16 protein-coding genes are annotated in these 26,336 nt (G+C 69.0%); 8 read left to right on the top strand and 8 right to left on the bottom strand.

All coding sequences use genetic code 11. The features are described from left to right. Positions 1-4: 4 nt before the first annotated feature. From ACSQ3S_RS13345 to ACSQ3S_RS13335, 3 genes are read left to right on the top strand one after another with little or no spacing between them, the layout of a single operon-like run. A complete protein-coding gene (locus ACSQ3S_RS13345) occupies positions 5-1,276 on the top strand; it encodes a glycosyltransferase family 4 protein (RefSeq protein WP_436142658.1) in 1,272 nt (423 codons plus the stop codon). Beyond that, positions 1,273-2,466 carry a DegT/DnrJ/EryC1/StrS family aminotransferase gene (locus tag ACSQ3S_RS13340; RefSeq protein WP_436142657.1) on the top strand — a complete coding sequence of 398 codons (1,194 nt, stop codon included), beginning with the start codon at positions 1,273-1,275 and terminating at the stop codon, positions 2,464-2,466. The genes ACSQ3S_RS13345 and ACSQ3S_RS13340 overlap by 4 nt, the downstream gene beginning before the upstream one ends. Further along, the gene (locus ACSQ3S_RS13335) at positions 2,460-4,259 is read left to right on the top strand and encodes a sugar transferase (RefSeq protein WP_436142656.1); all 1,800 of its coding nucleotides are present in this window, start codon (positions 2,460-2,462) and stop codon (positions 4,257-4,259) included. Before ACSQ3S_RS13340 ends, ACSQ3S_RS13335 begins: the two co-directional genes overlap by 7 nt. A gap of 19 nt (positions 4,260-4,278) precedes the next feature. On the opposite strand, the gene ACSQ3S_RS13330 is transcribed toward ACSQ3S_RS13335, so the two are convergent. The 7 genes from ACSQ3S_RS13330 to ACSQ3S_RS13300 form a co-directional block, all read right to left on the bottom strand. Further along, positions 4,279-6,651 carry a choice-of-anchor Q domain-containing protein gene (locus tag ACSQ3S_RS13330; protein ID WP_436142655.1) on the bottom strand — a complete coding sequence of 791 codons (2,373 nt, stop codon included), beginning with the start codon at positions 6,649-6,651 and terminating at the stop codon, positions 4,279-4,281. Between the two features lie 141 nt (positions 6,652-6,792). Then, entirely contained in the window at positions 6,793-9,009 is a 2,217-nt protein-coding gene (locus ACSQ3S_RS13325) for a GNVR domain-containing protein (protein WP_413449549.1), read from the bottom strand. Positions 9,010-9,016: 7 nt separating this feature from the next. Beyond that, the gene (locus tag ACSQ3S_RS13320; RefSeq protein ID WP_436142654.1) at positions 9,017-10,102 is read right to left on the bottom strand and encodes a polysaccharide biosynthesis/export family protein; all 1,086 of its coding nucleotides are present in this window, start codon (positions 10,100-10,102) and stop codon (positions 9,017-9,019) included. A 79-nt stretch (positions 10,103-10,181) separates the two neighbouring features. Continuing rightward, positions 10,182-12,854, bottom strand: coding sequence for an EAL domain-containing protein (locus ACSQ3S_RS13315; RefSeq protein ID WP_176654018.1), 2,673 nt, complete (start codon positions 12,852-12,854; stop codon positions 10,182-10,184). Continuing rightward, positions 12,851-13,303, bottom strand: coding sequence for a phosphate ABC transporter substrate-binding protein (locus ACSQ3S_RS13310; RefSeq protein ID WP_436142653.1), 453 nt, complete (start codon positions 13,301-13,303; stop codon positions 12,851-12,853). The genes ACSQ3S_RS13315 and ACSQ3S_RS13310 overlap by 4 nt, the downstream gene beginning before the upstream one ends. A gap of 10 nt (positions 13,304-13,313) precedes the next feature. Further along, positions 13,314-14,579: a hypothetical protein gene (locus ACSQ3S_RS13305; RefSeq protein ID WP_413449545.1), complete on the bottom strand. Its 1,266-nt coding sequence runs from the start codon at positions 14,577-14,579 to the stop codon at positions 13,314-13,316. Positions 14,580-14,873: 294 nt separating this feature from the next. Next, positions 14,874-15,794, bottom strand: coding sequence for a LysR family transcriptional regulator (locus tag ACSQ3S_RS13300; protein ID WP_176654015.1), 921 nt, complete (start codon positions 15,792-15,794; stop codon positions 14,874-14,876). Positions 15,795-15,945: 151 nt separating this feature from the next. Here ACSQ3S_RS13300 and ACSQ3S_RS13295 point away from each other — a divergent pair, with 151 nt between their 5' ends. Next, positions 15,946-16,950: a zinc-dependent alcohol dehydrogenase family protein gene (locus ACSQ3S_RS13295; protein ID WP_436142652.1), complete on the top strand. Its 1,005-nt coding sequence runs from the start codon at positions 15,946-15,948 to the stop codon at positions 16,948-16,950. On the opposite strand, the gene ACSQ3S_RS13290 is transcribed toward ACSQ3S_RS13295, so the two are convergent. Beyond that, positions 16,947-17,630 (bottom strand): FecR family protein, encoded by a 684-nt coding sequence (locus ACSQ3S_RS13290; protein ID WP_436142651.1) that lies wholly within the window; start codon positions 17,628-17,630, stop codon positions 16,947-16,949. The two genes, ACSQ3S_RS13295 and ACSQ3S_RS13290, sit on opposite strands and share 4 nt — an antisense overlap. Positions 17,631-17,810: 180 nt before the next feature. Between ACSQ3S_RS13290 and ACSQ3S_RS13285 the strand changes: the two genes are divergently transcribed. The 4 genes from ACSQ3S_RS13285 to ACSQ3S_RS13270 are packed head-to-tail and all read left to right on the top strand — an operon-like array spanning position 17,811 to position 26,285. Then, positions 17,811-18,788 carry a hypothetical protein gene (locus ACSQ3S_RS13285; RefSeq protein ID WP_436142650.1) on the top strand — a complete coding sequence of 326 codons (978 nt, stop codon included), beginning with the start codon at positions 17,811-17,813 and terminating at the stop codon, positions 18,786-18,788. Continuing rightward, the gene (locus tag ACSQ3S_RS13280; protein ID WP_436142649.1) at positions 18,785-19,759 is read left to right on the top strand and encodes a GlxA family transcriptional regulator; all 975 of its coding nucleotides are present in this window, start codon (positions 18,785-18,787) and stop codon (positions 19,757-19,759) included. Before ACSQ3S_RS13285 ends, ACSQ3S_RS13280 begins: the two co-directional genes overlap by 4 nt. A 31-nt stretch (positions 19,760-19,790) precedes the next feature. Then, positions 19,791-24,200, top strand: coding sequence for a DEAD/DEAH box helicase (locus tag ACSQ3S_RS13275; protein ID WP_436142648.1), 4,410 nt, complete (start codon positions 19,791-19,793; stop codon positions 24,198-24,200). Positions 24,201-24,260: 60 nt separating this feature from the next. Beyond that, entirely contained in the window at positions 24,261-26,285 is a 2,025-nt protein-coding gene (locus ACSQ3S_RS13270) for an AsmA family protein (protein ID WP_436142647.1), read from the top strand. Positions 26,286-26,336: the final 51 nt, after the last annotated feature.

Here is a 26,336-nt window from a genome sequence, read left to right as displayed (position 1 = left end):
CCCGATGAACATCCTGCTCATCAACCACTACGCCGGCTCGGTGCGCCACGGCATGGAATACCGGCCCTACTACCTGGCCCGCGAATGGGTGCGCGCCGGGCACAGCGTGCGCATCGTCGCCTCGGCCACCTCGCATCTGCGCGCCCGCGCGCCGGTGCTGGGCGGGCGCCCCGTGCTGGACGAGATCATCGACGGCATCCACTACCGCTGGCATGCGACACCCGGCTACCACGGCAACGGCCTGGGCCGGGCGGCCAATATGGCGGCCTTCGTCGCCGCGCTGTACCGCGGCGCGCGGCCGCTGGCGCGGGACTTCCGGCCCGACCTGGTAATCGCCTCCAGCACCTACCCGGCCGACATCTGGCCGGCGCACCGCATCGCCGCGCTGGCCGGCGCGCGGCTGGCGTTCGAGGTGCACGACCTGTGGCCGCTGTCGCCGATGGAGCTGGGCGGCATGCCGCGCTGGCACCCGTTCATCCTGCTGATGCAGGCGGCCGAGGACTACGCCTACCGCCACGCCGACGCCGTGATCTCGATCCTGCCCAAGGTCGCCTCGCACATGGCCGCGCGCGGCATGGCGCCGCACAAGCTGCACGTGGTGCCGAACGGCGTCGCGCTGGCCGAGTGGGAGGCCAACGCCGCGCCGCTGCCGGCGCCGGCCGCCGCGCTGCTGGACGGCCTGCGCGCGCGCGGCCGGCTGGTGGTCGGCTATGCCGGCAGCCATGGCCTGGCCAACGCGCTCGGCACGCTGCTCGACGCGGCCGCGCTGCTGCGCGGACGGCCGCTGTCCTTCGTGCTGGCGGGCGCCGGGCCGGACAAGGAAGCGCTGCGGCGCCGGGCCGCGGCGGCCGGCCTGCGCGAGGTGCATTTCCTGGCGCCGCTGGCCAAGCAGCACATGCCGGCGCTGCTGGCGCGCTTCGACATCGCCTACCTCGGCTGGCGACGCCAGCCGCTGTACCGCTACGGCATCGCGCCCAACAAGCTGGGCGACTACATGATGGCGGCGCGGCCGGTGGTCCATGCGGTCGAGGCCGGCAACGACCCGGTAGCCGAGGCCGGCTGCGGCCTCAGCGTGCCGCCCGAAGATCCGGCCGCGCTGGCCGCCGCCATCGCCCGGCTGGCCGCCATGACCGGCTCGGAGCGCGCGCTGCTGGGCCGGCGCGGCGCCGAGCACGCGCGCACCCACCTCAACTATGCGCTGCTGGCCGACCGCTTCCTGTCCGCCTGCGGCGCGCACAGCGACCAAACCCGCCAGCCCTCCAGGAGACCGCCATGAAACCGTCCCATCCGCAGCTACCCGCCCCGGCCGCGCCGGCGCGCGACTTCCTGCCCTTCGCGCTGCCGGACCTGGGCCAGGAAGAGGCCGACGCCGTGCTCGATTGCCTGCGTTCCGGCTGGATCACCAGCGGCCCCGTCAGCAGGCAGTTCGAGCAGGACTTCGCCGCCTGGCTGGGCGGCGGGGTCAGCGCCATCGCCGTCAACTCCGCCACCGCCGGCCTGCATCTGGCGCTGGAGGCGCTCGGCATCGGCCCCGGCGACGAGGTCATCGTGCCCACCATGACCTTCACCGCCACCGCCGAGGTGGTGCGCTACCTGGGCGCCGAGCCGGTCTGCGTCGACGTCGACGACGCCACGCTGTGCATCAGCCCGCCCGCGATCGCCGCCGCCGTCACGCCGCGCACGCGCGCCATCATCCCGGTCCACTACGGCGGCCTGGCCTGCGACATGGACGCCATCCTGGCGCTGGCGCGGCGCCATGGCCTGCGCGTGGTCGAGGACGCCGCGCACGCCTTCCCCACCATCCACCGCGGGCGCCTGGTCGGCACGCTCGACAGCGACGCCGCCGTGTTCAGCTTCTACGCCAACAAGACCATGACCACCGGCGAGGGCGGCATGGTGGTCAGCCGCGACCCGGCGCTGTGCCGCCGCGTCAAGGTCATGCGCCTGCACGGCATCAGCGAGGATGCGTTCGACCGCTACACGTCGCCGCGCCCGGCCTGGTTCTACCAGGTGGTCGCGCCCGGTTACAAATACAACCTGACCGACATCGCCGCCGCCATCGGCCGCGAGCAGCTGCGCAAGATCGAGCGTTTCCTCCAGCGGCGCCAGGCGCTGGCGCGCGGCTACGCCGAGGGCTTGCGCGGGCTGCCGCTGCGGCTGCCGCCGGACGCCGGCCCCGGCTGCCAGCACGCCTGGCATCTGTACCCGGTGCGCCTGACGGCCGCCGCGCCGCTGGCGCGCGACCGCCTGATCGAGCTGCTGGCCGAACGCGGCATCGGCACCAGCGTGCACTACATTCCGCTGCACCGCCAGCCCTACTGGCGCGAGCGCTACGCCCTGCGTCCCGAACAGTTCCCGCAGGCCGACGCCAGCTACCAGTCGCTGCTGACGCTGCCGCTGTACACCCGCATGCGCGACGCCGACCAGAGCCGCGTGATCGCCGCGCTGAAGGAGTTGCTATGCTAGCCAAACGCCTGTTCGATATCGCCGCCGCGCTGGCCGGGCTGCTGCTGCTGGCCCCGCTGCTGCTGCTGCTGGCGGCCTGGATCAAGTGGGACACGCCCGGCCCGGTGCTGTTCCGCCAGCGCCGCGTTGGCCGCCACGGCGTGCCGTTCAACATCTATAAATTCCGTACGATGCAGGCGGCGGCCGAGGATGTGGGGCAGCTGTCGCTGGCCGACGATCCCCGCGCCACCCGCGCCGGCGCGCTGCTGCGGCGGCACAAGCTGGACGAGCTGCCGCAGTTGGTCAACGTGCTGCTGGGCCAGATGAGCCTGGTAGGACCGCGGCCCGAGGTGCCGCGCTACGTGGCCCACTACCCGCCGCAGGCGCGCGAGATCGTGTTGTCGGTCGCGCCCGGCATCACCGACTGGGCCGCGTTGCACTTCCGCGACGAGGGCGAGATCCTGCGCCGCGCCGCGGATCCGGAACAGACCTATCTGCTGCAGATCCTGCCGGCCAAGCTGGACTATTATGTGCGCTACGTCCAGCAGCGCAGCTTCCGCAGCGACCTGCGCATCCTGTTCTGCACGCTGAGGACGCTGCTGCTCGGGCGCGCGCAGGAGGCGGACGCCGTCGTCCAGCCGCGCCCGCGCTGGCTGGAGCAAAGCCGGCTGGCGCCGCAGGACCGGCAGTCGCTGCTGATCGCGCTGCTGCGCGGACTGGCGGCGCTGCAGGTGGCCGCCGCCCACCTGCGCGCGCAGGTGTTCCCGGGCCTGAGCACGCTGGCAGCGCCTTCGTGGTGGTACCAGGCGCTGGCCTTCGCCACCGGCTTCGCCCACCAGGCGGTGGTGGTGTTCTTCGTCATCAGCGGCTGGCTGGTCGGCGGCAGCCTGCTCGACCGCATCGGACAGCCGCATGCGCTGCGCGACTACGCGGTCGACCGCATGACCCGGCTGTGGATCGTGCTGCTGCCAGGCATGCTGCTGATGTTGCTGCTTGCGCTGGGCAGCGGCGCGCTGGACCCGGCCGCGCCCAGCCTGTCGGCCGCCAACCCGTGGTCGCTCACCAGCCTGCTCGGCAACCTGGCCGGGCTGCAGACCATGGCCGTGCCCTCGTTCGGCGGCAACTTCCCGCTGTGGAGCCTGGCCTTTGAAACCTGGTACTACGTGCTGTTTCCGCTGCTGGTGCTGAGCCTGCGGGGCGCGAACACCACCCGCCAGCTGGGCGCGGCCGCGCTGGCGCTGTCGATCGCGGCCTGCCTGCGCACCGACATCCTGCTGTATTTCACCGTCTGGCTGATGGGGGCGGCCGCCTCGCGCGTGCGGCTGGAGGCCAGCCGCACGCAGCGCTGGCTGTTCGCGCTGACGCTGCTGCTGGTGGCGCTGTTCTTGCGCCTGCTGGGCCAGAATGGCGACCTGGACCGGAATTCCTGGCTGCAGGATATGTTCTACAGCCTGCTGTTGCTGCTGTGCCTGTGCAGCGCCGGCCGCCGGGACGCGACGCCGGCCAGGCGCCGGCTGGCGTCGTTCAGCAACTTCATCGCCGGCTTCTCGTTCACCTTGTATGTGCTGCATGTGCCGCTGTTGCGGATGCTGTGGGACTATCGGGGCGGCGCCCTGCTGTCGCCCAACGAACCGGCCAGCATCGCGGTGTATGCCGCCATGCTGGCCGTGTGCGTGCTGCTGTCCTACCTATTCCACCTGCCGTTCGAGGCGCAGACCGCGCGGCTGCGCCGGCGCATCAAGCTGGCGCTGGCGGAGCGGGCCGGCCAGCCAATGGCCGGCCCGGCCGCGCCGGCGCCGCGCGACGCCGCCTGAGCGGCGGCGTCTCGCCGCCTTACTGGTAGGCGCCTATGCTCACCGGCGAGCGCGGCGTGCCCTCGATGTCGACCGACGGCGCGTAGGTGGTGGTGCCGGCGCCCTTGGCAGGCGAGCTGCTACGCAGGTGGAAGTCCGGCGTGCCGCTGCGGCTGTAGGCGACGAACTGCGGATCGGCGCTGACCGATGCCGCCGCCGTCAAGCCGTTGCGCAGGCTCACGTTGTAGCTGCTGTTCTGGTACACCAGGTTATTGTTGTAGGTGTTGTGGGTACCGGTCGAGCCCTGCTCGGAGATGCCGTAGGTATTGTCGTAGACGATGTTGTTGACCACGTGGGTGTAATCGTCCGGCGAGGTGCGGAAGTAGAAATCGCCGCCGCCGACAATGATGCCGGTATGGGAGTTGCTCACCGTATTGTTGGCGATGATGACGTTGTTGGCGTCATGCCACAAGTGGATGGCCGCTTCCGCTACCCGGTAGACGACATTGTTGACCACGCTGCCCGAGGTGCTGAGGTAGATACCCTGCACAAACGTGCAACCCGCAGGGCCGATATCGTGCACGACATTGCCTGTCACGTCGCCCTCCACGCCGTGATAGTAGGAATCGACGCCGATCGCCGAGCCGCCGTTGCTGTTGCAGCCGCTGAGCGCGATGTGGTGCACGTGGTTGTTGCGGATGGCATCGTAGGAACCGCCGTTGTAGATGCCGTGCTTCCACGCGGTGCTGGAACTGCCGTCGACCTCGAAGCCGTTGATGTCGACGTAGTTGCCGCGGTTGTCCCAGCCCGTGTCGCTGCTGGAACCGGCCACCGGCACGATGCGCGCGCCCCATTTCGTCGTCGAGACGAAATAGATGCGTCCGCTTGCGGTGCCGCTGACGGTGGTCGTGAAACCGCCCGGGTAGGTGCCGGCCGCGACGTGCACGGTGGTGTCCGGACGCGCCAGCGCGGCCGCGCGGGCGATCGTCTTCAGCGGCGAGCCCTGGGCGCCGGAGTTGCTGTCCGAACCGGTGGTGGCCACGTACAGGTGGTTGGCGGTGGCCGGGACTGGCGATGGCGTCGGCGTTGGAGTCGGGGTCGGGGTCGGGGTCGGGGTCGGGGTCGGGGTCGGGGTCGGGGTCGGGGTCGGGGTCGGGGTCGGCGTTGGGGTTGGCGTCGGCGTCGGCGTCGGAGTCGGCGTGGTGCCGACATACTCATACGCACCGATATCGCCAGCGCCGCCGGACGGACGCGCCACGCCGTCCAGATCGGTCGGGGACAGATCGGTCGCCAGCGCCCTGTTGATCGCCGGCGACGTCGACTGCAGATGATAATTTCCACCGCCGGTGCGCACGTAATTGACGAACTGCGGCGGCGCCGCCACCGTCGCCACCGCGAAACTCTTGCTGAGCAAGAAAGCATAAGCAGTCTGCAAGTACATCAGATTATTGCTGTAGGTGTTGTGCGCGCCAAGGTTGCCCAGCTCTATCACGCCGTAAACGGTGTCGTACACGATGTTGTTGGAAACGCGGGAGTAATCGCCGGCCGTCGTGGCATGGTAGTAATCGCCGCTCCCCACCACGATACCGGTATAGGAGGCGAAGATCGTGTTATTCGTCACATTGACGCGCGATGCGTCATGCCACAGATTGACGGCCGCGTTCGACACGCCATAGATCAGGTTGTTCTTGACGTCGCTGTCGGCGGTATTGACGTAGACCCCGTACATGGTCTTGCAGCCGCTGGCGCCGATGTCGTGCACGACATTGGCCAGCACGTCGTTGCTGGCGCCGCTGTAATAGCTGTCGGAACCGATGCCGCCGCCGGAGGCGCAGGCGCCCTGCCCGATGTGGTGCACATGGTTGCCCTGCAGCGCGGCAAACGAGCCGCCCGTGTAGAGCCCGGTGCTCCAGCGCGTGCCGGCCTGCACCGCGCTGCCGTCGACTTCGAAGCCGACGATGTCGACGTAGCTGCCGCGGTTGTCCCAGCCGAACGCCGACGACGAACTGGCCGGCGGCACGATCTTCGCGCCCCACTTGGTATCCGACACATAGCGTATCCGCGCCGTCGCCGTGCCGCTGGCGCGGGTGACGATGCCGCCCGCATAGCGGCCCGCCGAGACGTGCACCACGGTGCCGGCCGTGGCGGATTGGGCAGCTCTGGCGATCGTCAGGAATGGCGCCGCCTGCGTGCCCGGATTGCTGTCCGAGCCGGTCGTGGACACGTATAAGGCAGAGGTCGCCACAGCGTCGTTGTAGCTGACGCTGGCGGCAAGCTGAGCCGGTGGTGACACCGTGGAGGTGGCGGCCAATTCGCCGCTCCCGCCGCCGCACGCGGCAAGCAGGACGGCGCATGCGCCGTAACCCACGATGTTGACATGTCCCTGCGACAGGTAATTGACAGAATTTTTCATCAAACGTTCCTCGTTCATGAAGTGAATGAGGTAGGTTTGATTCAAATCAAATTCTATAGTTCAATGCTTTTAGAAAAAAATTCTGACAAGATTTATTTACGGCAGGAATAGCTGCCATCAGGCATCGCAAAGGCATCGCACCTAAGCGTCATTGAACACCACGCCATGGGGTGCGATGCCGGCCCGGTTGAGGCGCTGCACCGACTCGCTGAGCTCGGCTTCGGTGGTGACGCCGGCGCGCGCCACCAGGAACACGGCGCCGGCCTGCGCGCCGATGAGCAAGGCGTCGGCGGCGGCCAGCACCGGCGGCGCCGTCATCAGCACCACGTCGTAGCGCGCGTCCAGCGCGGCCAGCAGCAGCGCCAGGCGGCGCGGCTGCAACAGCTCGGTCTGCTGTGGCGCGGCGCTGCCGGCCGGGATGAAATCGAGCCAGGGGGCGACGTTGTGGCGCACCGCCTGGTGCGGCTGCAGCGTGCCGGCCAGGCATTCGGCCAGGCCGCCGGCGCGGTCGACGCCGAACTTGTCGTGCAGGCGGCCGTCGCGCAGGTCGGCGTCGATCAGCAGCGTGCGCTTGCCGCCGGCCGCCAGCAGCAGCGCCAGGTTGACCGACACGAACGACGCGCCCACCCGCGCGGTCGGCCCCACGCAGCTGACGATGTTGTTGCGGCTGTGCGGCAGCACGAACAGCAAGGTGGCGCGGAAGGCGCGCAGGCTCTCGGCGGCGGCGTCGTCGGGCGCCGCCTGCGCCAGCAACAGCGGCGCCTGCTTGCGCGCCTGGCGCCGCAGCTTGTCCTGGCTGCGGCTGTGCGGGATCGTCGCATGCACCGTGTGCGTGCCCAGCATCGCCTCGATGCGCTGCGGATCGTCGATGCCGCCGCGCACGGCCCGGCTGGCAAAGGCCAGCAGGGCCCCGGCGAACACCCCCGTCACCAGCCCCAGCAGCACGATCAGCGGCCGGTTCGGCTTCAGCGCGCGCTCCGGCGCCACCGGCATGTCGACCAGCCGCACGTTGCTGATGCGCCCGACCGCCATCACCCGCAGCTGCTGCGCCGTGTTCAGCAGCGCCGTGTACAGGTCGCTGGTGACCTTGACGTCGCGCACCAGCCGCGACTGCTCCTGCTCCAGCAGCGGCAGCTTCTTGATGCGCACCTCCAGCTCGGTGAGCTCGCGGTTCGATTCGCGCAGCTGCTGGTTCAGCGCCTGCAGCACCGGATGCTCGTCGGTGTAGCGCCCCAGCAGCTCGGTGCGCTTCTGGACCAGCGCGCTGCGGCGCGCCTGCGCGGCGGTCTTGCTGTCGAGCGCGATGCGCACCTCCTGCTCCATGTTGATCGTCTCCTGGGCGCTGCGGAAGCCGTTGTAGCGGGCCTCGGCGGTCTCCAGCTGTTCGCGCAGCGCCGGCAGCTGGTGGTCGAGGAAGGCCAGCGTCTTCTCGGCCTCCTCGGTGCGGCGCGCCAGGTTCTGCCGCATGTATTCGCTGCCGATCTGGCTCAGCGTCGCATACACCTGCTGCGCATCGGGCCCCTGCAGCCGCACCTCGATCACGCCGGACTGCTTGCCCTGCTCGGCGATCTGCAGCGCCCGCTGCACCTGCTCCAGCGCCGCCAGCCGCGTGGTGCGGCGCAGGACGAAGCGCACGCCGGGATTGCCGCGCAGCCGCGTCACCAGCAGCTCGACCGCGCCGCCGTCACCATTCGCCCGCGCCAGCGTGCCCACCCTGCCCTCGATCAGCACCCGCCCGCCGCCGTCGCTCAAACGGTAGCGTTCGCCGCCCAGCGCGGTGACGGTGTAATCGCGGTTATACATGCCGTCGGGCACCTCGAAGCGCGCGACCTCCAGCTTTTCCGCGCCCCACGCGTAGCCGCCGTAGCCGAACAGCCCCGGCTCCGACAGCCGGCCACCGCCGCGCGCGGCGATCCATTCGCCGCCCAGCGGAAAATAACGCGGCGTGGCCTGGATGTACAGCCGCAACGTGTCGACCGCCCGCGTCACCACCATGCGCGAGTGCAGCAACTCCATTTCCGCGATCGCCGCCTTCTTGGTCTCGAACAACGACGACACGTCGTTGAGGATGTTCTTGGACGCGTTCGGGTTGTCCTCCTCCACGTGCAGCAGCATGTTGGCCTCGTACACCGGCCGCGCCGCCAGCGCGTACAGCAGCGCCGACAGCGTGCACAGCAGCGCCACCGACACGATCAGCCAGCGGCAACTGTACAGCACCCGGAAATACGCGCGCCACGGCAGCGCGCCCGGCTCCGGTTCCGGCGGCGGCGCCACCCGCTCGATCAGCTGGGCCGGCGCGGCCACGCCGCGCAGCGGACGCAGCAGCGAGGAAGACGAGGAGTCGTGGGGATCGTTCATGGCGCGCTCACGGACGGGTTGCGCCGACGGCCGACGACAGCTCGCCGGGGAACAGCTGGCTGATGGCGCGGTGCCAGTTGGCCAGGCCCGACGAGGCCACGTACACGACGTCGCGCGGCTGCAGCTCGAAGCGCTCGGCCAGCGCCAGCGCCTGCGCCGGCCGCGCGTCCAGCCGGTACACGCGCGGCCCCTGCGGGCTCTGCCGCACCACATAGACCTGGCCGGAATCGGCGCTCTGCGGATTGAGGCCGCCGGCCTCGCCCAGCGCCTCGTTCAGGGTGAGCCGGCCGTCGTGCATGGTCAGCGCGCGCGGCGTCAGCACCTCGCCGGCGACAAACACCTTGCTCTCGTCGCGCGGCGGCACCCGCACGATGTCGCCGTCGGCCAGCATCAGCACGGCCGGATGGCGGCCGCCGGCCAGGGTGCGCAGCAGGTCGATGCGGTGGCGCTGGCCGCCGCGCTCGACCGTGATGCGGCTCTGGTTGGCGGTCGGCAGCAGGCCGCCGGCGCGGTTCAGCGCCTCCAGCAGCGTCATCGGGATATCGTTGATGGCCTGCAGGCCCGGCGCCTTGACCTCGCCGTCGATATACACGCGCTGGCTGCGGTAGGCCTGCACGCTGAGCGTGACGCGCGGATCGCGGAAGTAGCGCGCCAGCCGCGTGGCCAGCAGCGTGCGCGCCTGCTCGCGCGTCAGCCCGGCCAGCGTGATGGTGCCGGCGAAGGGGAAGTTCAGCTGGCCTTGCTGGTCGACCACGAAGTTGGCGGCCGGCGGCCCCTGCACGTAGGCGTCGGCGCTCAGGTCGCGGGCGACGGCGCCGGTCAGCTCGGGATGGTCCCAGACGGTGATCGCCAGCACGTCGCCGGGGCCGATGTGGTAGGCGCCGTCGGTCGAGGTCCCCGCCGGCGCCGGCACGTCCGGCACCGGCGGCGCGCTGGCGCGCTGGCGTTCGGCGTCGAGCAGCTGCGGCGTGATCGCGATGACGGCCGCTTCGTCCGTCGCCGACGCGCTGTGCAGGTCGCTCGCGCAGCCGGACAGCACGCACAGGCAGAACAGCAGCAAAAAAAAGATACGGCACAAACGGGAAATAGACATGGCGGCCACCGTGGCTCGGAACTAGGTTCAGAGTAGATGGGCGCCCGGCAGGCGGCCTTGTTGCAGATCAAACGCGCGGCTAAGCGAGCAGGCAGGCGTCGCGCGGCGGCACAGGCTGCGTCTGCTGCTTGAGCAGCAGCTGGCGCAGCTGCTCGGCCGGCAGCGGACGGCTGAACAGATAGCCCTGCATCTCGTCGCAGCCGTTCTCGCGCAGGAAGCTGCGCTGCTGCTCGGTCTCCACGCCCTCGGCGATCACGCGCAGCTTGAGCCGGTGCGCCAGGCCGATGATGGAGCTGGCGATGGCTTCGTCGCCCTCGCTGCAGCCCAGGTCGCGCACGAAGGACTTGTCGATCTTCAGCGTGCTGATCGGGAACGACTTCAGCGCCGACAGGCTGGAGTAGCCGGTGCCGAAGTCGTCGATCGACAGCGACACGCCCATCGCCCGCACCGCCGCCATCTTGTCCACCGCCTGCTGCAGGTCGCGCATGATGACGCCCTCGGTCACCTCCAGCTCCAGCCATTCCGGCGCCAGGCCGCTCTGCGACAGCGCCAGCGCCACGCGCTCGACCAGCCGCTGCTCCTCGAACTGGCGCGGCGACACGTTGACCGAGATCCGCAGCGGCGCCAGCCCGGCGTCCTGCCACGCGCGGTTCTGCCGGCAGGCCGTCTGCAGCACCCACTCGCCCAGCGCGACGATCATGCCGCTCTCCTCGGCCAGCGGAATGAAGCGGTCCGGCCCGATGAAGCCGTGCTCCGGATGTTCCCAGCGCACCAGCGCCTCGACGCCGAACACGCGGCCGGTGCGCAGGTCCACCTTGGGCTGGTAGACCAGGCGGAACTGGTCGTCGTCCAGCGCGCCGCGCAAGCCCTCCAGCAGCACCAGCTTTTCCTCGATGCTGGCGTTCATGCCGCGGGTGTAGAACTGGCAGTTGTTCTTGCCCAGTTCCTTGGCGCGGTACATGGCGGTGTCGGCGTGCATCAGCAGCGTGCCGGCGTCGGCGCCGTCGTCCGGATAGACCGCCACGCCGATGCTGCAGCTGACCTGCACTTCCTGCCCGCCCAGCATGATCGACTCGAGCACCGCCTCGCGCACCCGCTCCAGCACCGACGCGGCGGCCGCGCCGTCGTCCGGCTCGGTCAGCACCAGCACGAACTCATCGCCGCCGAAGCGGCCGACGGTGTCGCCGGCGCGCAGGCAGCCGCTCATGCGCTCGGCCACCACCTTCAGCAATTCGTCGCCGGCGTTGTGGCCCAGGCCGTCGTTGACCAGCTTGAAGCCGTCCAGGTCGATGAACGCCACCGCCACCGCGCCGCCGCTGCGCTGCGCCTGGGCGATCGTCATGTCGAGGCGGTCGCCGATCAGGCTGCGGTTCGGCAGGCCGGTCAGCGTGTCGTGGTGGGCCAGGTGCAGCATGCGCTCCTCGGCCAGCTTGCGCTCGCTGATGTCGCGCACGATGGCGACGATGCCGCCTTCGACCGGCACCACCTGCTGGTGCAGCCAGCGCGCGCGCAGCTGCGGTATCGTGCTTTCCCATTCCTGCTCGTGCACGCCGCCGACCCGGGTCACATGCACCAGGTGGGCGAACAGGCCGGTCTCGCGCGCCTGCGGCATCAAGCCGCACAGCGTCATCTCACACAGCCGGCTCTTGCTGAAGCCGGTCATTTTCTCGGCCCGCGAATTGGCGTCGACGAACGTGAAATCGATGATCTCGCCGCCCACGTCGCGCACCTCGCGCATGACGAAGAAGGCGTCCAGGCTGGCCGCCGACGCCGCCGCATAGGTTTCCTGCGCGCGCCGCACGCGGGCGCGGTTGCGCGCGCCCTGCCACGACCACAGCCACAGCAAGGCGGTGCTGGCCAGCAGCACCGCGCTGACCACCGCCGCCTGGATCAGCTTTTCGCGGCGCTGGCGCTCGAAGCCGGCCATCAATTCGCCCTCCGCCAGGCCGACCACCACGTTCAGCCCCACGCCGTGCAGCTCGCGCATGCCCATGTAGCGGCGCATGCCTTCAAAGCTCGCGATCGCCCCGGCCGGCTTGTCCATGCGCTGCCCGAACGACAGCTTGTCGCCGATGCGCAGCGAGCGCACCACGCCGTCGCCGCCGACCAGGCCCAGCATGCCGTACTCGCCGAGCCGGCTGCGTTCGTAGCTGCTGGTGAAATAGGCCGGATCGGTTTCGACGATGACGATGCCGGCGAAATTGCCGGCATCGTCATCGAGCCGGCGGGTGAAGTGCAGATGCCATTCGGTGTTGGCGGCGTCGCGCGTGGCCTGGCTGACGTAGGTGCCGCCGCTGTCGCGCTCCTGGTGGAACTTGAAGTACGCCTGGTCGGCCACCGAGATCGGCAGCGCCTGCGGATTGCTGGCCACCGTCATGCCGCTGCGGTCGACGATGCTGACCACGAACACCACGCCCGGCGGCAGCAGGCCCTCGCGCCCCAGCTCCGGCAGCGCGCCCAGCGCGCCCTTGCGCTCGACGGCGTACTTGAGCACGCGCAGCGTCTGGTCGATGCCGTCCAGGCTGCGCGCCACCTGCGCCTCGTAGGTGCCCAGCATGTCGCGCAGCGAATCGGCCGCCGCCTCGCGCGCGTGGATGCGCTCGACGGCGATCTCCTGATACGCCACCACCCAGATCGCCACCAGCAGCAGCAAGGCGAACAGCGGCAGCGAGAAGTGCGTGTCCAGCCCGCGCCGCAGCCAGCGCGCGCGCAGCGTGTCGGCTTTGTGGGTGGCGTCGGTAGCGGTATTCAAGGGGTCACCAGCACAGCCTTGACGCTGGCGTCCAGCGCGCTGCGGTCGATGTAGCCTATCATCGACGGATTGTCGGCCACCATCCTGCGCACGGCGGCGCTGCTGGCCAGTTCGCGCGGCGGCTGGCCGCGTCCGGTGAACACCATCTTGGTCCAGTAAGCCTTCATCAGCGCCGGCGACCTGGCCGCCACCCTGCTATAGAACTCCTCGCGCAGCGGGCTGCCCAGCGGCAGGTCGAGCGCCACCGCCTCGTCGCCGCCGGGGAAGCGCCCGGTCTGCGCCAGGAAGATGTCGACGACCTGCTCCGGGCGCAGCACCGACAACGGATTGCGCGCCGAGACGATGACCACCAGTTCGGCCGGGCGCGCGGCGCCGGCCGCCGACAGCAGAAGCAGCGGCAGCAGCGACAGCGCCAGCAGCCGTCGGAGTGTCAGTGGAAGAGCGTGCATGGCAGCCCCCTCAGAACACGAAGTCCAGCGCGGCGCTGAACACGCCGACCGGGCGCCCCGAGCGGAAGCCCGGCAGCACGTTGATGAAGGTGCCGTTCGAGCCCTGCCGCGGCGTCAGGCGGTCGTACTGCAGCTTGAGCGCGTAGTTGGCGCGCCAGTCCCAGCGCGCGCCGACGGTCACGCTGCGCTGGCGCGGGATGGTCGCCAGCAGCTCGTTCAGGCCCGCGTTCAGTTGCGCGCCGGCGGCCGCCAGCGGCGGCGGCAGCTGGCCCAGACTGAGCCCGGCGCTGCCGGTCTCCGTGTTCGCGTGCGAGACGGCGTAGCCCACGTACGGCGTGATGTCGCCGTAGCGGTAGCCGGCGCTCAGGTAGGCGACGGTCTTGTCGCCGAGGTAGGAACGGGCGTTCATGCGGCCGATCTCGCCCATCAGGAACCAGGCGCCGGGATCGTAGTTGAAGCCGATGGTGACCACGTCCGCGCGCTTGGCCCGGACGTCATAGCGCTCCGTCAGCGCCACACCCTGGGGCCCGAACAGCGCCATGCCGTCGAACAGCTCGCGCGCAATGTCCACCGACAGCTCGGTCGTCATCGCGCTGGCGCGCACCGTCAGGTTGCCGCAGGTGGTGGTGTCGGACAGGCCGATCAGCGCGCGCGCCTTCGCCTTCGCCTGCGCCGTGATGTCGATGGTGGTGCCGCCGAAAAAGACCTGGGTGACATGGTTGACGTCGCCGGTGCTCCAGCGGTAGCTGGCGTCGACGCCGTCGCTGTTGCTGATCGGGATGCTGCCGTACACCTCCACCGGCGGCCGCACCCACGGCAGCGCATAGCCGGCCTTGCGGTAGTCGCCGGCCAGGAACAGCGGCAGCGCGATGCGGCCCAGCCGCACGCTCAGGTCCGGCGTGGCCTGGTATTTGACGTTGGCCCACTCCACCGCCGGCGTGTAGCCGTTCTCCAGCGTGCGTTCGGACACCAGCTGCAGCACCGCCGACCATGAGCTGTTCAGGTTCAGGCCCAGCTGCATGCCGATACGGCTGTCGACGTTGGCGCTCCACTCGCGGCTGCGGCCGGCGGTGCCCGGATTGAGTACGTTGGCCGTGAAGTCCGCCTGGTTGTCGTTGCTGCGGACCACGCCCAGCGTGCCGTAGCCGCCGAAGGTCCACAACGGCGCGCCGTCGGCCGCCGCTCCGGGCGCGGCATCGCCTGCCCGGGCGATACAGCAGCCCAGCATGAGGATGGCCGCCATGGCGGCGCGCGTCGGAGAAAAATCAGCGGTCATTCGTGGTCCTGTCTATCGTGTTCACACGGCGGCCCGCCAGATACTGCATGTCGAGCAGGCGCACAGGCGCCATCGCGCACCGCTGCGGCGGGCGTCCGGTCTCGACTAGGTGGGAGGGTCTTGGCTAGGTGCCGTTCCGAAGAACTGCATCGGATACAACCACTTTATACTTCCTTAAAGCAACTGTCGATGGATTAGAGCAAGATACCAAGAATTCTATCTAAAAACCACAATTCTCAATAATCAAATGACAAATCAGCTGTCATTTAATCATCGAATATATTGCACGGCTGGCTACGTTATGCGGGTATCAACGCCCGCCTGCAGGCTGGAAAACAACGTTTCCACAAAGTCCACAAACACCTTGATTTTGGCCGCGCGCTGCTGCCGCTGCGGATACAGCACCGACACGTCCGGCCCGGCCGCCTGCCATGGTTCCAGCAGCGGCACCAGCGCGCCACTGCGCAGCGGTTCGATCAGCGACACCGACAGGTGCTGGACGATGCCGCCGCCCTGCACCGCCATCTCGATCAGCGATTCCACGTGATCCATCGCCACCACGCCGCGCGGCGTGGTGGTGAACGGCTGGCCGTCCTGCTGGAACGCCCACGGCCGCAGCTGGCGTGCCTTCGGATAGACGAAATTCAGGCAGGGAAAATCATTCAGCTCGTCCGGATGCCCGGGACGGCCGTGGCGGGCGATGAAGTCCGGCGCGGCGCAGCAGATGTAGCGGTTCTTGTAGATACCGCGCCCGACCAGCCCCGAATCGGACAGCTCGCCGATGCGCAGCATGACGTCCACGCCCTCGTCCACCATGTCGATCAGCCGGTCGCTGGCCGTCAGGCGCACGCTCAGTTCCGGAAAGGCGGCCAGGAAGCGCGGCAGCGCCGGCGCCACGATCTGGCGCGCCAGGATGCCCGGCATGTCGACCCGCAGGCTGCCGCGCGGCGCCTGCAGGGCGTCGCTCATGCCGCTTTCCAGATCCGCCATGTCGTCGAGCAGGCGGCGCGCCTGTTCGACGCAACGCCGGCCCTCGTCGGTCAGCGACATGCTGCGGGTGGTGCGGTTCAGCAGCTTGACGCCGAAATGCGCCTCCAGCGCTCCGACCTGGTGGGTCACCGAGGACGTCGAAATCCCCAGCCTGGCGGCGGCCCGGCTAAAGCCGCCGGCATCGACCACCGCACAAAACACCTTCAACGCATCCAGCCTGTCCATCCCGCTCCCCGTGCTCCCCATGTGTGCAGCGATTCTAGCCGGATTACGGATTATTCGCGATTCGGGGATTCTGCATGCCGGCCGGCCCGCTTTTTCCGCAAGCCGTGCCGGGCCAGAATGGCTGCATCAACCAACCACCCGGAGTCCCGCCATGAAAACCATGCAAGCCGTCGTACTCAATGCCGCCGCCGCCCCGCTGACCAACCAGCAGATCGCCCGCCCCATCGCCGCCGCCGGCCAGGTGCTGGTGCGCGTGATCGCCAGCGGCGTCAATCCGCTGGACACCAAGATCGCCGCAGGCAAGGCCGATCACGCCCAGGTGCGACTGCCCGCGGTGCTGGGCATCGACATCGCCGGCATCGTCGACAGCGTCGGCGACGGCGTCGAAGGCTTTACCGCCGGAGACCGCGTCTACGGCATGACCGGCGGCATCGGCGGTGTGCAAGGCTCGCTGGCGCAGTACGCGGCGGTGGACGCCAGCCTGCTGGCCAGGGTGCCCTCGAACCTGTCGATGCGCGAAGCGGCCGCGCTGCCGCTGATCTTCGTCACCGCCTGGGAAGGCCTGGTCGACCGCGCCCGCGTCGGCGCCGGCATGAAGGTGCTGGTGCACGGCGGCGCCGGCGGCGTCGGCCACATGGCGGTGCAGCTGGCTGTGTCGCGCGGCGCCGTCGTCTACGCCACCGGCAGCGCGGAACAGCGCGGGGCGATCGAGAAAATGGGCGCCACCTTCATCGACTACCGCGGCGCCACGGTCGAGGAGTACGTCCGGCAGCACACCGATGGCGAAGGCTTCGACGTGGTCTACGACACCGTCGGCGGCGCCACGCTGGACGCCTCGTTCCGCGCCGCGCGCCAGTACCACGGCCACGTGGTCAGCTGCCTGGGCTGGGGCACGCACGCGCTGGCGCCGCTGTCGTTCCGCGCCGCCACCTACTCGGGCGTGTTCACGCTGCTGCCGCTGCTGTCCGGCAAAGGCCGCGCGCACCACGGCGAGATCATGAGGGAAGCCAGCGCGCTGGCCGCCGCCGGCAAATTGAAAGTGATGCTGGACCCGACGCCCTACACGCTGGATGCGCTCAGCGTCGGCGCCGCCCATGCCGCGCTGGCCGGGGGCACGGCGCGCGGCAAGGTGGTGGTTCAGGTGAGCCTGGATTAAGGCGCCAGCGTATCGGCCTCGCCGAACGAGGCCGGCGGCGCGAAGCGCATGCCCGGATTGGCGAACATCTTCACCGGCTTGGTCGTATCGTCCTTGATGAAGCCGAACTGGCCGGGGTCGTACTGGTAGGCGCCGGAGCGGTTGACGATGGAGATGCCGCCGCTGCTGACATGCACGTGCAGGCCGGGATCGAGTCCGGTGGAAGCATCGACGTCGCCCTTGCCGGTCAGGTATTCGAGGAAGAAGGTGGTGCCGCGTATGCCGATGGTGGCGCTCGGCGTCTTGACCGCGAACTTCTCCTTGTTGCGTTTGCCCAGGATGCCGGTCAGCGAACGCAGGCCGCCCTTGACCAGCGTGAACGCGGCGCTGTCGGCCTCCGGCCTGGCCCCGTCGAAGGAAAACTTGTCGATGACGAGCGTGGTGCCGGGCTTCATCGTCAACTCGCTGTTGTCGATGAAGCGCACCATGGCCCAGGCGCCGGCGGTGGTCATCAGCGTATCGCCGCTCTCCACTTCCGACTGCGCCTTGAGCGGCTTGACCACGCCGGCCGCCGAGCGCGCGCTCATCGCACCGCTCACCTGCACCACCACGCCGGCCACCTGCGCCGCGGCGGCAAGGGCCGCGCAGCTCCACAGCAGCCACGCCGCCAGCCACGCCGTCAGCCTCTTATGTATCCGCATGCTCCACCATCCGAAAATTTAACCACGTGTTTATACCACGGATACAGCCTCTTCGTGGCCACGCCGGCGGCGCCGTAAACAGTGCTACATTGGCAGAATTCAGTCCATTTGATCACTTCATGCCGGCACGCGTCCGGCCTAAAATCGATGCATTGATCATCAACCGAAATCGACTACATCATGAGAACCAGACTGCTGCCCGCATCCTTCTTCGCGCTCACGCTGGGGCTGGCCGAAACCGGCAACGCCTGGCGCTTCGCGCATAAGCTGTGGTCGCTACCGCCGCTGGCCGGCGAGGTGCTGCAGGCGCTGGCCGTGCTGTCCTTTGCCGTTTTCATCTGCCTGTACGTCCACAAATGGATGGTGCACCGCGCCGCCGCCGTGGCCGAGACGCGCGATCCGGTGCAATCGGCCTTCCTGGCGCTGATACCGGAATCGGTGATCCTGATCGCATTGGCGCTGCAGCCCTACTGGCCGGACGCCGCCAGGCTGGCGTTCTGGCTCGGCTCCGCCGCCAACCTGCTGTACGGCGCCTGGCGCCTGGCCGCGCACTGGAGCAGCCAGCGCGACGCCGCCCAGATCGTGCCGCCGCTGTTCCTGCCCTACACCGCCAGTGTGCTGGTCAACGCCCTGGCGGCCGGTGTGTTCGGCTACGTCGATTACGGCTGGATGCTGTTCGGCGTCGGCGCGATCTCGTGGATCGTGCTCGATTCGGCCATCACACACCAGCTGATGACGGGCGGCCTGGCCGACAAGAGCCGCAACTTCATGGGTATCTACAGCGCGCCGCCGGTGGTGGCGCTGGTGGCTTACCAAGTGCTGGCGGGCGCCGATGCCCACAGCGCCGTCACGTTCGCGCTGGCCGGCTATGCGCTGTTCGTCTTCGCCGGAATGGCCTTCGCCTCCCGCTGGCTGGCGCGGCAGGACTTCGCCCCCGGCTACTGGGCCTATACCTTCGGCCTCGCCACGCTGGGCCAGGGCTTGATGCTGATGGCCGGCCATGGCCGCGTGCTGGAGGCCGTCGCGGCGATCGTCTTCGCCGCCACGCTGCTGCTGGTGCTGTATGTGGCGGCCCGGTCGCTGCTCCTGCTGTCGCGCGGCAGCTACTTCCCGCCCGCTCCGGCTCCAGCAACGGCGGCGATGGGCGGCGCATCTTGAAGACCGTCGCGCTGCTGCTGTTCCCCGGCGTGCAGTCGCTGGATGTCTCCGGTCCGATGGACGTCTTCGCCGAAGCGAATACCTTCCTCGCGCCGGACCAAGGCTACCGGCTGGTCACCGTCGGCACGGCGCCCTACCCGATCCGCGCCTCCAACGGCCAGCGGCTGGGCGCCGACCATGGCCTCGACGATGCCGCCGCCTGCTTCGCGGATTTCGACACGGTGCTGGTGGCCGGCGGCCCCGAACTGGCGCTGCAGGCGGACAACCCACAGCTGTCGGCCTGGCTGCGCAAGATGGCGCAAAGCGTGCCGCGCTACGGTTCGATCTGCACCGGCGCCTTCCTGCTGGGCCGCGCCGGACTGCTTGACGGCAAGCGCGTCACCACGCACTGGAGCGACGCCGCGCAGCTCGCGGCGCAATTCCCGCTGGCGCAGGTCGAGCATGACCGCATCCACGTGCGCGACGGCGCGCTGGTCACCTCGGCCGGCGTCACCGCGGGTATCGACCTGGCGTTGGCGCTGGTGGCCGAGGACCATGGTCCCGCCGTGGCGCTGGCCGCCGCCAAGCGCCTGCTGGTGCTGGCGCAGCGCCAGGGCGGACAATCGCAGTTCAGTCCCTACCTGAGCGACGCGCAGGCACCGGACGCGCTGGCGACGCTGATCCAGCGCTATGTGATGGAACACCTGGCCGAGTCGTTGTCGGTCGAGCACCTGGCCGACGTGGCAGGCATGAGCGCGCGCAATTTCGCCCGTCAGTTCGTCAGAGAGATGGCCGTCACGCCGGCGGAATTCGTGCAGCGCGCACGTATCGACGCCGCCCGCAACCTGCTGGAAGGCAGCGAACTGGCGCTGAAAACGGTCGCCTGGCGCTGCGGCTTCGGCAGCGCGGCGCGCATGCGCTTGGTGTTCTCGCAACGCTTCGGCGTCACGCCGGCTCAATACCGCGACAGCTTCCGGCTATGCCATAATTGATTTCCGCGCCGTCGTCCCTATCTAGTGGTACATGACCAAGCTGCCCACCGTCGATTTGTGGCAAGATTTTCATCCCGCTGTGGCGGCATGGTTCCGCTCGGCCTTCCCAAGCGCAACGGAAGCGCAGCGGCGCGCCTGGCCGCTGATCCGTAGCGGCCGTCCTGCGCTGATCGCCGCGCCGACCGGCTCGGGCAAGACGCTGACCGCCTTCCTGGCCGCGATCGACGCGCTGGTGGCCGAAAGCGGTTCTGGTCCGCTGCCCGACGAAACCCGGGTGCTGTACGTGTCGCCGCTGAAGGCGCTGTCGAACGACATCCGCCTCAACCTGTTGGCGCCGCTGGAAGGCATCAGCCGAGAACTGGCCGCCCTCGGCCTGCCGGACCACGGCATCCGCAGCGCGGTGCGCACCGGCGACACCACCCAGGCCGAACGCAACGCCATGCGCCGCCGCGCGCCGCACATCCTGGTGTCGACGCCGGAATCGCTGTACGTGCTGCTGGGCTCCGACAGCGGACGCGCCATGCTGTCCACCGTGCGCACGGTGATCGTCGACGAAATCCACGCGGTGGCCGGCAGCAAGCGTGGCAGCCACCTGGCGCTCAGCCTCGAACGGCTCGACGCGCTGTGCGCAAAGGCGCCGGTGCGGGTCGGCCTGTCGGCCACGCAAAGGCCGTTGTCGGCGGTGGCGGAATTCCTGGTCGGCGCCGGCGCGGATTGCGCGGTGGTCGATGTCGGCCACGTGCGGGCGCGCGATCTCGGTCTGGAACTGCCGCCGGTGCCGCTGGAGGCGGTGATGCCGAACGAGGTATGGGAACGCGTCTACGACCGGCTGGCGGAACTGTCGGTGCTGCACAAGACCACGCTGGTGTTCGTCAACACGCGGCGCATGGCCGAGCGCATGGCGCGCCATCTGGGCGAGCGGCTGGGCGCCGAACTGGTGGCGGCGCACCACGGCAGCCTGGCCAAGGAATATCGCCTCGATGCCGAGCAACGTCTCAAGGGTGGCGAACTGCGCGTGCTGATCGCCACCGCGTCGCTGGAGCTGGGCATCGACATCGGCGACGTGGACCTGGTGTGTCAGATCGCCTCGCCGCGCGGCATCGCCTCGTTCCTGCAGCGGGTCGGCCGCTCCGGCCACCAGGTCGGAGGCCTGCCCAAGGGACGATTGTTCCCGACCTCGCGCGACGACCTGATCGAATGCGCCGCGCTGCTCGATTGCGTGCGCCGCGATGAACTCGACCTGCTGCGCATTCCATCGGCGCCGCTGGACGTGCTGGCGCAGCAGATCGTGGCCGAAGTGGCGTGCCGCGAGTGGAGCGAGGAGGAACTGTTCGCCATGGTGCGGCGCGCCTCGCCGTATGCGCAGCTGAAGCGCGAGCAATACGACGCGGTGATCCGCATGCTGGCCGACGGCTACACCGGTCGCAACGGCGTGCGTGGCTCTTACCTGCACCGCGACACGGTGGCCGGCACGCTGCGTGGACGGCGCGGTGGCAAGCTGACCGCAGTCACCTCGGGCGGCACCATTCCCGACAACGCCGACTACTCGGTGGTGCTGGAACCGCAAGGCCAGATGGTCGGCACCGTGCATGAAGACTTCGCCGTCGAGAGCCTAGCCGGCGACGTTTTCCAGTTGGGGAATACGTCCTACCGCATCCAGCGCGTCGAGGCGGGCAAGGTGCGGGTCGAGGACGCGCACGGCGCGGCGCCGAACATTCCGTTCTGGCTGGGCGAGGCGCCGGGCCGCAGCGATGAATTGTCGATGGGCGTGGCGCGCCTGCGCGGCGAGATCGACCGCCTGCTGGACGGCGGCGGCGAGGCGGCCATCGAACGCGCTGTGGACTGGCTGTTCGAGCATCTCGGCTTGGCCGACGATGCCGCCCGCCAGATCGCCGAGTACATGGCCCGCTCGCGCGCCGCGCTGGGCGCGCTGCCGACCCGCGACACGCTGGTCATGGAGCGCTTCTTTGACGAATCGGGCGGCATGCAGCTGGTGATCCACACGCCCTACGGCAGCCGCATCAACCGCGCCTGGGGGCTGGCGCTGCGCAAGCGCTTCTGCCGTAGTTTCAATTTCGAGCTGCAGGCGGCGGCCACCGAGGACGCCATCGTGCTGTCGTTGTCGACCGCGCACAGCTTCCCGCTGGACGAGGTGTGGCGCTACCTGCGCTCGACCACCGCCGAGCACATACTGATACAGGCCCTGCTCGATGCGCCGCTGTTCAACGTGCGTTGGCGCTGGAACGCCACCACCGCCCTGGCGCTGCCGCGCTACGCGGGCGGACGCAAGGTGGCGCCGCAGCTGCAGCGCATGAAGAGCGACGACCTGCTGGCCTCAGTGTTCCCCGACCAAGCGGCGTGCCTGGAAAATATCGTCGGCGAGCGCGAGCTGCCCAGCCACCCGCTGGTCGACCAGACGCTGGACGATTGCCTGCACGAGGCGATGGACAGCGAGGGCTGGCTGGCACTGCTGCGCCGCATGGAAGCGGGCGAAGTGACGCTGCTGGCGCGCGACCTGCCGGCGCCGTCGCCGCTGGCGATGGAAATCCTGAATGCCCGCCCCTACGCCTTCCTTGACGATGCGCCGCTGGAGGAGCGCCGCACGCAGGCGGTCATCAACCGGCGCTGGACCGATCCGGCGTCGACCGACGACCTGGGCGCGCTCGATGCGGGCGCGATCGCCAGCGTGGCGGAGGAAGCCTGGCCGAATGTGCGCAACGCCGACGAGATGCATGAGGCCCTGATGTCGCTGGCCTGCATCACGCATGCGGAAGCGTCTTCAAATGAAGGCTGGACGACGTGGCTGGATGCGCTGGCCGCCGGCGCACGCGCGACGCGCATGCGCGGCGCCGGCGTCGACTTCTGGGTGTCGCTGGAGCGCCTGGCCTGCTTGCAGGCCGCGTATCCGCAGGCGCAGGCCACGCCGCCGCTGGTGCCGCCCGTCGACAACGACTGGACCGCCGATACGGCGCTGGTCGAGATCCTGCGCGCGCGCTTGAGCGGCTTTGGTCCTCAAACGGTTGCCGTCATCGCCGGCGCGCTGGGCCTGACGGCCGGCACCGCCACCATCGCGCTGACGCAGCTGGAAAGCGAAGGTTATGTGATGCGCGGCCGCTTCACGCCCGGCGCCAGGATCGAGGAATGGTGCGAACGCCACCTGCTGGCGCGCATCCACCGCTACACGATCAAGAGCCTGCGCCGCGAAATCGAGCCGGTGGAGCGCCAGGACTTCATGCGCTTCCTGTTCGACTGGCAGCACCTGTCGCCGGACACGCAGCTGCGCGGCGAAGATTCGCTGCCGCTGTTGCTGTCGCAAATGGAAGGCTACGAGGCGGCGGCCGGCGCTTGGGAAAGCGACCTGCTGGCGCTGCGGCTGCAGGATTATTCCAAATCCTGGCTCGATGACCTGTGCCGCGCGGGCAAACTGGTATGGACGCGCATCGGTGCGCCGTCCAGCGCGGCCGGCGGTCCGGTGCGCGGCACGCCGCTGGTGCTGCTGCCGCGCCGCCAGCTGGGGCTGTGGCATGCGCTGCCGGTGGTGGCCGGCGAGATCGAGGTTTCGGTGCGCGCCGCGCGGGTGCTGGAGGCGTTGCGGCGCGACGGCGCCATGTTCTTCGACGAACTGGCGAACGATGCGCGCCTGCTGCCGGTGGAGCTGGAAAACACGCTGGGCGAGTTGGTGAATACGGGCCTGGTCAACGCCGACAGCTATGCCGGCCTGCGCGCGATGCTGCTGCCGGCGAACAAGCGCGCCAGCAACGACAAGCGCCGCCACCGGGGCGCCGCGCCAACGATGGAGGAAGCCGGCCGCTGGGCGCTGGTCCGGCGCGGCGACGGCGTCACTATCCGCGAGCGCGTCAGCGAGATAGCCGCGGGTCCGGCAACAGCAGTACCAGCAGCAGCTACAGCAACTGCCGCAGCCACCGACGCCAAACCCGCCCCCGCCCGCCCGGCCACGCCAACGCGCAAACCGCGCACCGATCCGCAGACGCTGGAACACATCGCCATGACGCTGCTGCGTCGCTACGGGGTGATGTTCTGGCGGCTGCTGGAACGCGAGGCCGCGTGGATGCCGAGCTGGCGCGAGCTGCTGCCGGTCTACCATCGCCTCGAAGCGCGCGGAGAAATTCGCGGCGGCCGCTTCATCGCCGGCCTCTCCGGCGAACAGTTCGCGCTGCCCGAGGCCATTCCACTGCTGCGCGAGATGCGCCGCCGCAAGCACGACGCCAGTCTGGTGTGCATCTCCGCCATCGATCCGCTCAACCTGTGCGGCACGCTGCTGCCCGGCGACAAGGTCCCTGCCCTGGCCGGCAACCGCCTGCTGTTCCGGGATGGCGCGCCCGTCGCCACCATGGTCGCCGGAAAATTCAATTATCTGAACGGCGACGCCGACCGCGAACTACTGCACGCCCATCTGGTGGGCCGTCCGCCGGCCGGCTGATTTGACTCCACGGTGGCGTAGCGCACATAAGCTCAATCGTGCGCGGCGTAGCATCGGCTTATGAAAAGATCGCGCGCCCTTACCGTGCTGTATGTCACGCTGGCAACGCTGTTCGTGCTGCTGGCGGCGCTTGTCGTTTTCGTCCTGACGTTCAACTGGAACCGCGCCCGGCCTTACATCAACCACAAGGTATCGGAAACGATAGGCCGCGAGTTCGCCATCAACGGCGACCTCGATGTGCACTTCCAGCAGGGAGACGCTTCGGAACCGGGCTGGCGGCGCTACGTGCCGCGTCCGCGCATCAGCGCCGCCGGCGTCACCATCGCCAATCCGGATTGGACCAGCACCGGTTCGCGCCTCGCCAGCGTCGGCAACATCGTGGTGACCATCCATCCGTTGCCGCTGCTGCACAAGGAAGTGCTGATCACCGACCTGTCGCTGGACAAGCTGGCGGTGGCGGCCGAACGCCGCGCCGACGGCAGCAACACCTGGACCTTCAAGGACAACGGACCGTCGCAGTGGGACGTCAACATCCAGCGGCTTGCGTTCCGCGACGGCGAACTGCGCTACCTGGACGACGGCATCAAACTCGACCTGCGCGCCAGGGCCACTACGCTATCCGGTGGGCAGTCGCAGAACGGCGCACAGCAATACGGCGTGAAGTTCGACCTCGGCGGCACCTACCACGGCGCCCCGATCACCGGCGGTGGCAAGAGCGGCGCGGTGCTGGCACTGGAAGACGCGCACGGCAGCTTTCCGCTGCAGGCCAACGCCACGCTGGGCCACAACAAGATCGGCATCGAGGGTACGGTCACCGATCCCCGTTCGCCGGCGGGGCTGGATCTGAAGCTGTCGCTTGCCGGCGCCAGCATGGCCGACCTGTATCCGCTGACCGGCGTACTGCTGCCGGAAACGCCGCCTTACGCCACAACGGGCCGCTTGATCGGCAAGAAATCCGGCGACATCTGGAACTGGACCTACCGCAATTTCACCGGCACGGTGGGCAGCAGCGACCTCGAAGGCACGCTGGCATACAGCCCGCGCAAGCCGCGCCCGATGTTGACCGGCACCCTGACCTCGCGCCAGTTGCGGCTGGACGACCTGGGGCCGACCATCGGCGCCGAAAGCGACGCCAGCCGCGCAGCGCGCGACAAGCCCAAGTTGCAACCGAAAGACAAGGCGCTGCCGGTGGAGCAGTTCAACACCGCCAAATGGGATGCGCTGGACGCCGACGTCAAGTTCACCGGCAAGAAGTTGGTGCGCACGCACGACATTCCGCTGCAGGACATCGAAACGCGCATCCAGATGAAGAACAAGATGCTGACGCTGACGCCGCTCAATTTCGGCATGGCCGGCGGCGACATCACCTCCAACGTCAAGCTGGATGGCACCAAAAAACAGATCAACGCGCAGATCAGGATGGCGGCGCGCCATCTGAAGATCCGCGAGCTGTTCCCCAAGTTGCAGTCGATGCAGGCCAGCCTCGGCGAAGTCAACGGCGACGCCGCGCTGGTTGGCACCGGCAATTCGGTGTCCGCCATGCTGGCCACGTCCAGCGGGGAACTGGGCACCACCGTCAGCGAAGGTTCGGTCAGCAAATTCATCCTGGAGGCGGCCGGCCTGAATATCGCCAACGTGGTGTTCGTCAAGCTGTTCGGCGACCGGCAGGTGCAGTTGAATTGCCTGGCCGGCGATTTCGTGGTCGAACACGGGCTGGCGCAAGCGCGCCGCTTCGTGGTCGACACCAAGGAGGCGGTGATCGACATCAGCGGCAGCGTCGACCTGGCCAAGGAGCGGCTCGACCTGGATGTGCGGCCGAAGACCAAGGGCGCGCGCATCATCACGCTGCGCACGCCGCTGTACGCCAAGGGCACGTTCACCAATCCGGACGTCGGCCCGTACAAGGGGCCGCTGGCGCTCAAGGCCGGTGCCGCAGTGGCCCTGGCCACAGTGGTCAATCCGGCGGCGGCGATACTGCCGCTGGTGAACGTCGGCAAGGTCGAGCCGGTGGATTGCGCCGCCGTGCTGGCGCAGGCCAACACAACGCGGCACGAGAGCAGGACCGAGCCGCTCAAAAAACCTTGATACCCTTGATACCAACGGCAGATATCGTGCGCCCGGCCTCTTGTGTCATCA

Source organism: Duganella sp. LjRoot269 (genome assembly GCF_964254095.1).
Lineage (GTDB): Bacteria > Pseudomonadota > Gammaproteobacteria > Burkholderiales > Burkholderiaceae_D > Rugamonas > Rugamonas hordei.
This window is presented reverse-complemented; position numbering and strand designations above follow the sequence as displayed.

What these genes read in the sequence shown, in the direction of transcription:
- ACSQ3S_RS13275 (WP_436142648.1), top strand. Translation starts at nt 19,791, where the DNA reads ATGACCAAGCTGCCCACCGTCGATTTGTGGCAAGATTTTCATCCCGCT.
- ACSQ3S_RS13310 (WP_436142653.1), bottom strand. Translation starts at nt 13,303, where the DNA reads ATGCACGCTCTTCCACTGACACTCCGACGGCTGCTGGCGCTGTCGCTG.
- ACSQ3S_RS13270 (WP_436142647.1), top strand. Translation starts at nt 24,261, where the DNA reads ATGAAAAGATCGCGCGCCCTTACCGTGCTGTATGTCACGCTGGCAACG.
- ACSQ3S_RS13300 (WP_176654015.1), bottom strand. Translation starts at nt 15,794, where the DNA reads ATGGACAGGCTGGATGCGTTGAAGGTGTTTTGTGCGGTGGTCGATGCC.
- ACSQ3S_RS13285 (WP_436142650.1), top strand. Translation starts at nt 17,811, where the DNA reads ATGAGAACCAGACTGCTGCCCGCATCCTTCTTCGCGCTCACGCTGGGG.
- ACSQ3S_RS13335 (WP_436142656.1), top strand. Translation starts at nt 2,460, where the DNA reads ATGCTAGCCAAACGCCTGTTCGATATCGCCGCCGCGCTGGCCGGGCTG.
- ACSQ3S_RS13320 (WP_436142654.1), bottom strand. Translation starts at nt 10,102, where the DNA reads ATGTCTATTTCCCGTTTGTGCCGTATCTTTTTTTTGCTGCTGTTCTGC.
- ACSQ3S_RS13330 (WP_436142655.1), bottom strand. Translation starts at nt 6,651, where the DNA reads ATGAAAAATTCTGTCAATTACCTGTCGCAGGGACATGTCAACATCGTG.
- ACSQ3S_RS13290 (WP_436142651.1), bottom strand. Translation starts at nt 17,630, where the DNA reads ATGCGGATACATAAGAGGCTGACGGCGTGGCTGGCGGCGTGGCTGCTG.
- ACSQ3S_RS13345 (WP_436142658.1), top strand. Translation starts at nt 5, where the DNA reads ATGAACATCCTGCTCATCAACCACTACGCCGGCTCGGTGCGCCACGGC.
- ACSQ3S_RS13295 (WP_436142652.1), top strand. Translation starts at nt 15,946, where the DNA reads ATGAAAACCATGCAAGCCGTCGTACTCAATGCCGCCGCCGCCCCGCTG.
- ACSQ3S_RS13305 (WP_413449545.1), bottom strand. Translation starts at nt 14,579, where the DNA reads ATGACCGCTGATTTTTCTCCGACGCGCGCCGCCATGGCGGCCATCCTC.
- ACSQ3S_RS13340 (WP_436142657.1), top strand. Translation starts at nt 1,273, where the DNA reads ATGAAACCGTCCCATCCGCAGCTACCCGCCCCGGCCGCGCCGGCGCGC.
- ACSQ3S_RS13325 (WP_413449549.1), bottom strand. Translation starts at nt 9,009, where the DNA reads ATGAACGATCCCCACGACTCCTCGTCTTCCTCGCTGCTGCGTCCGCTG.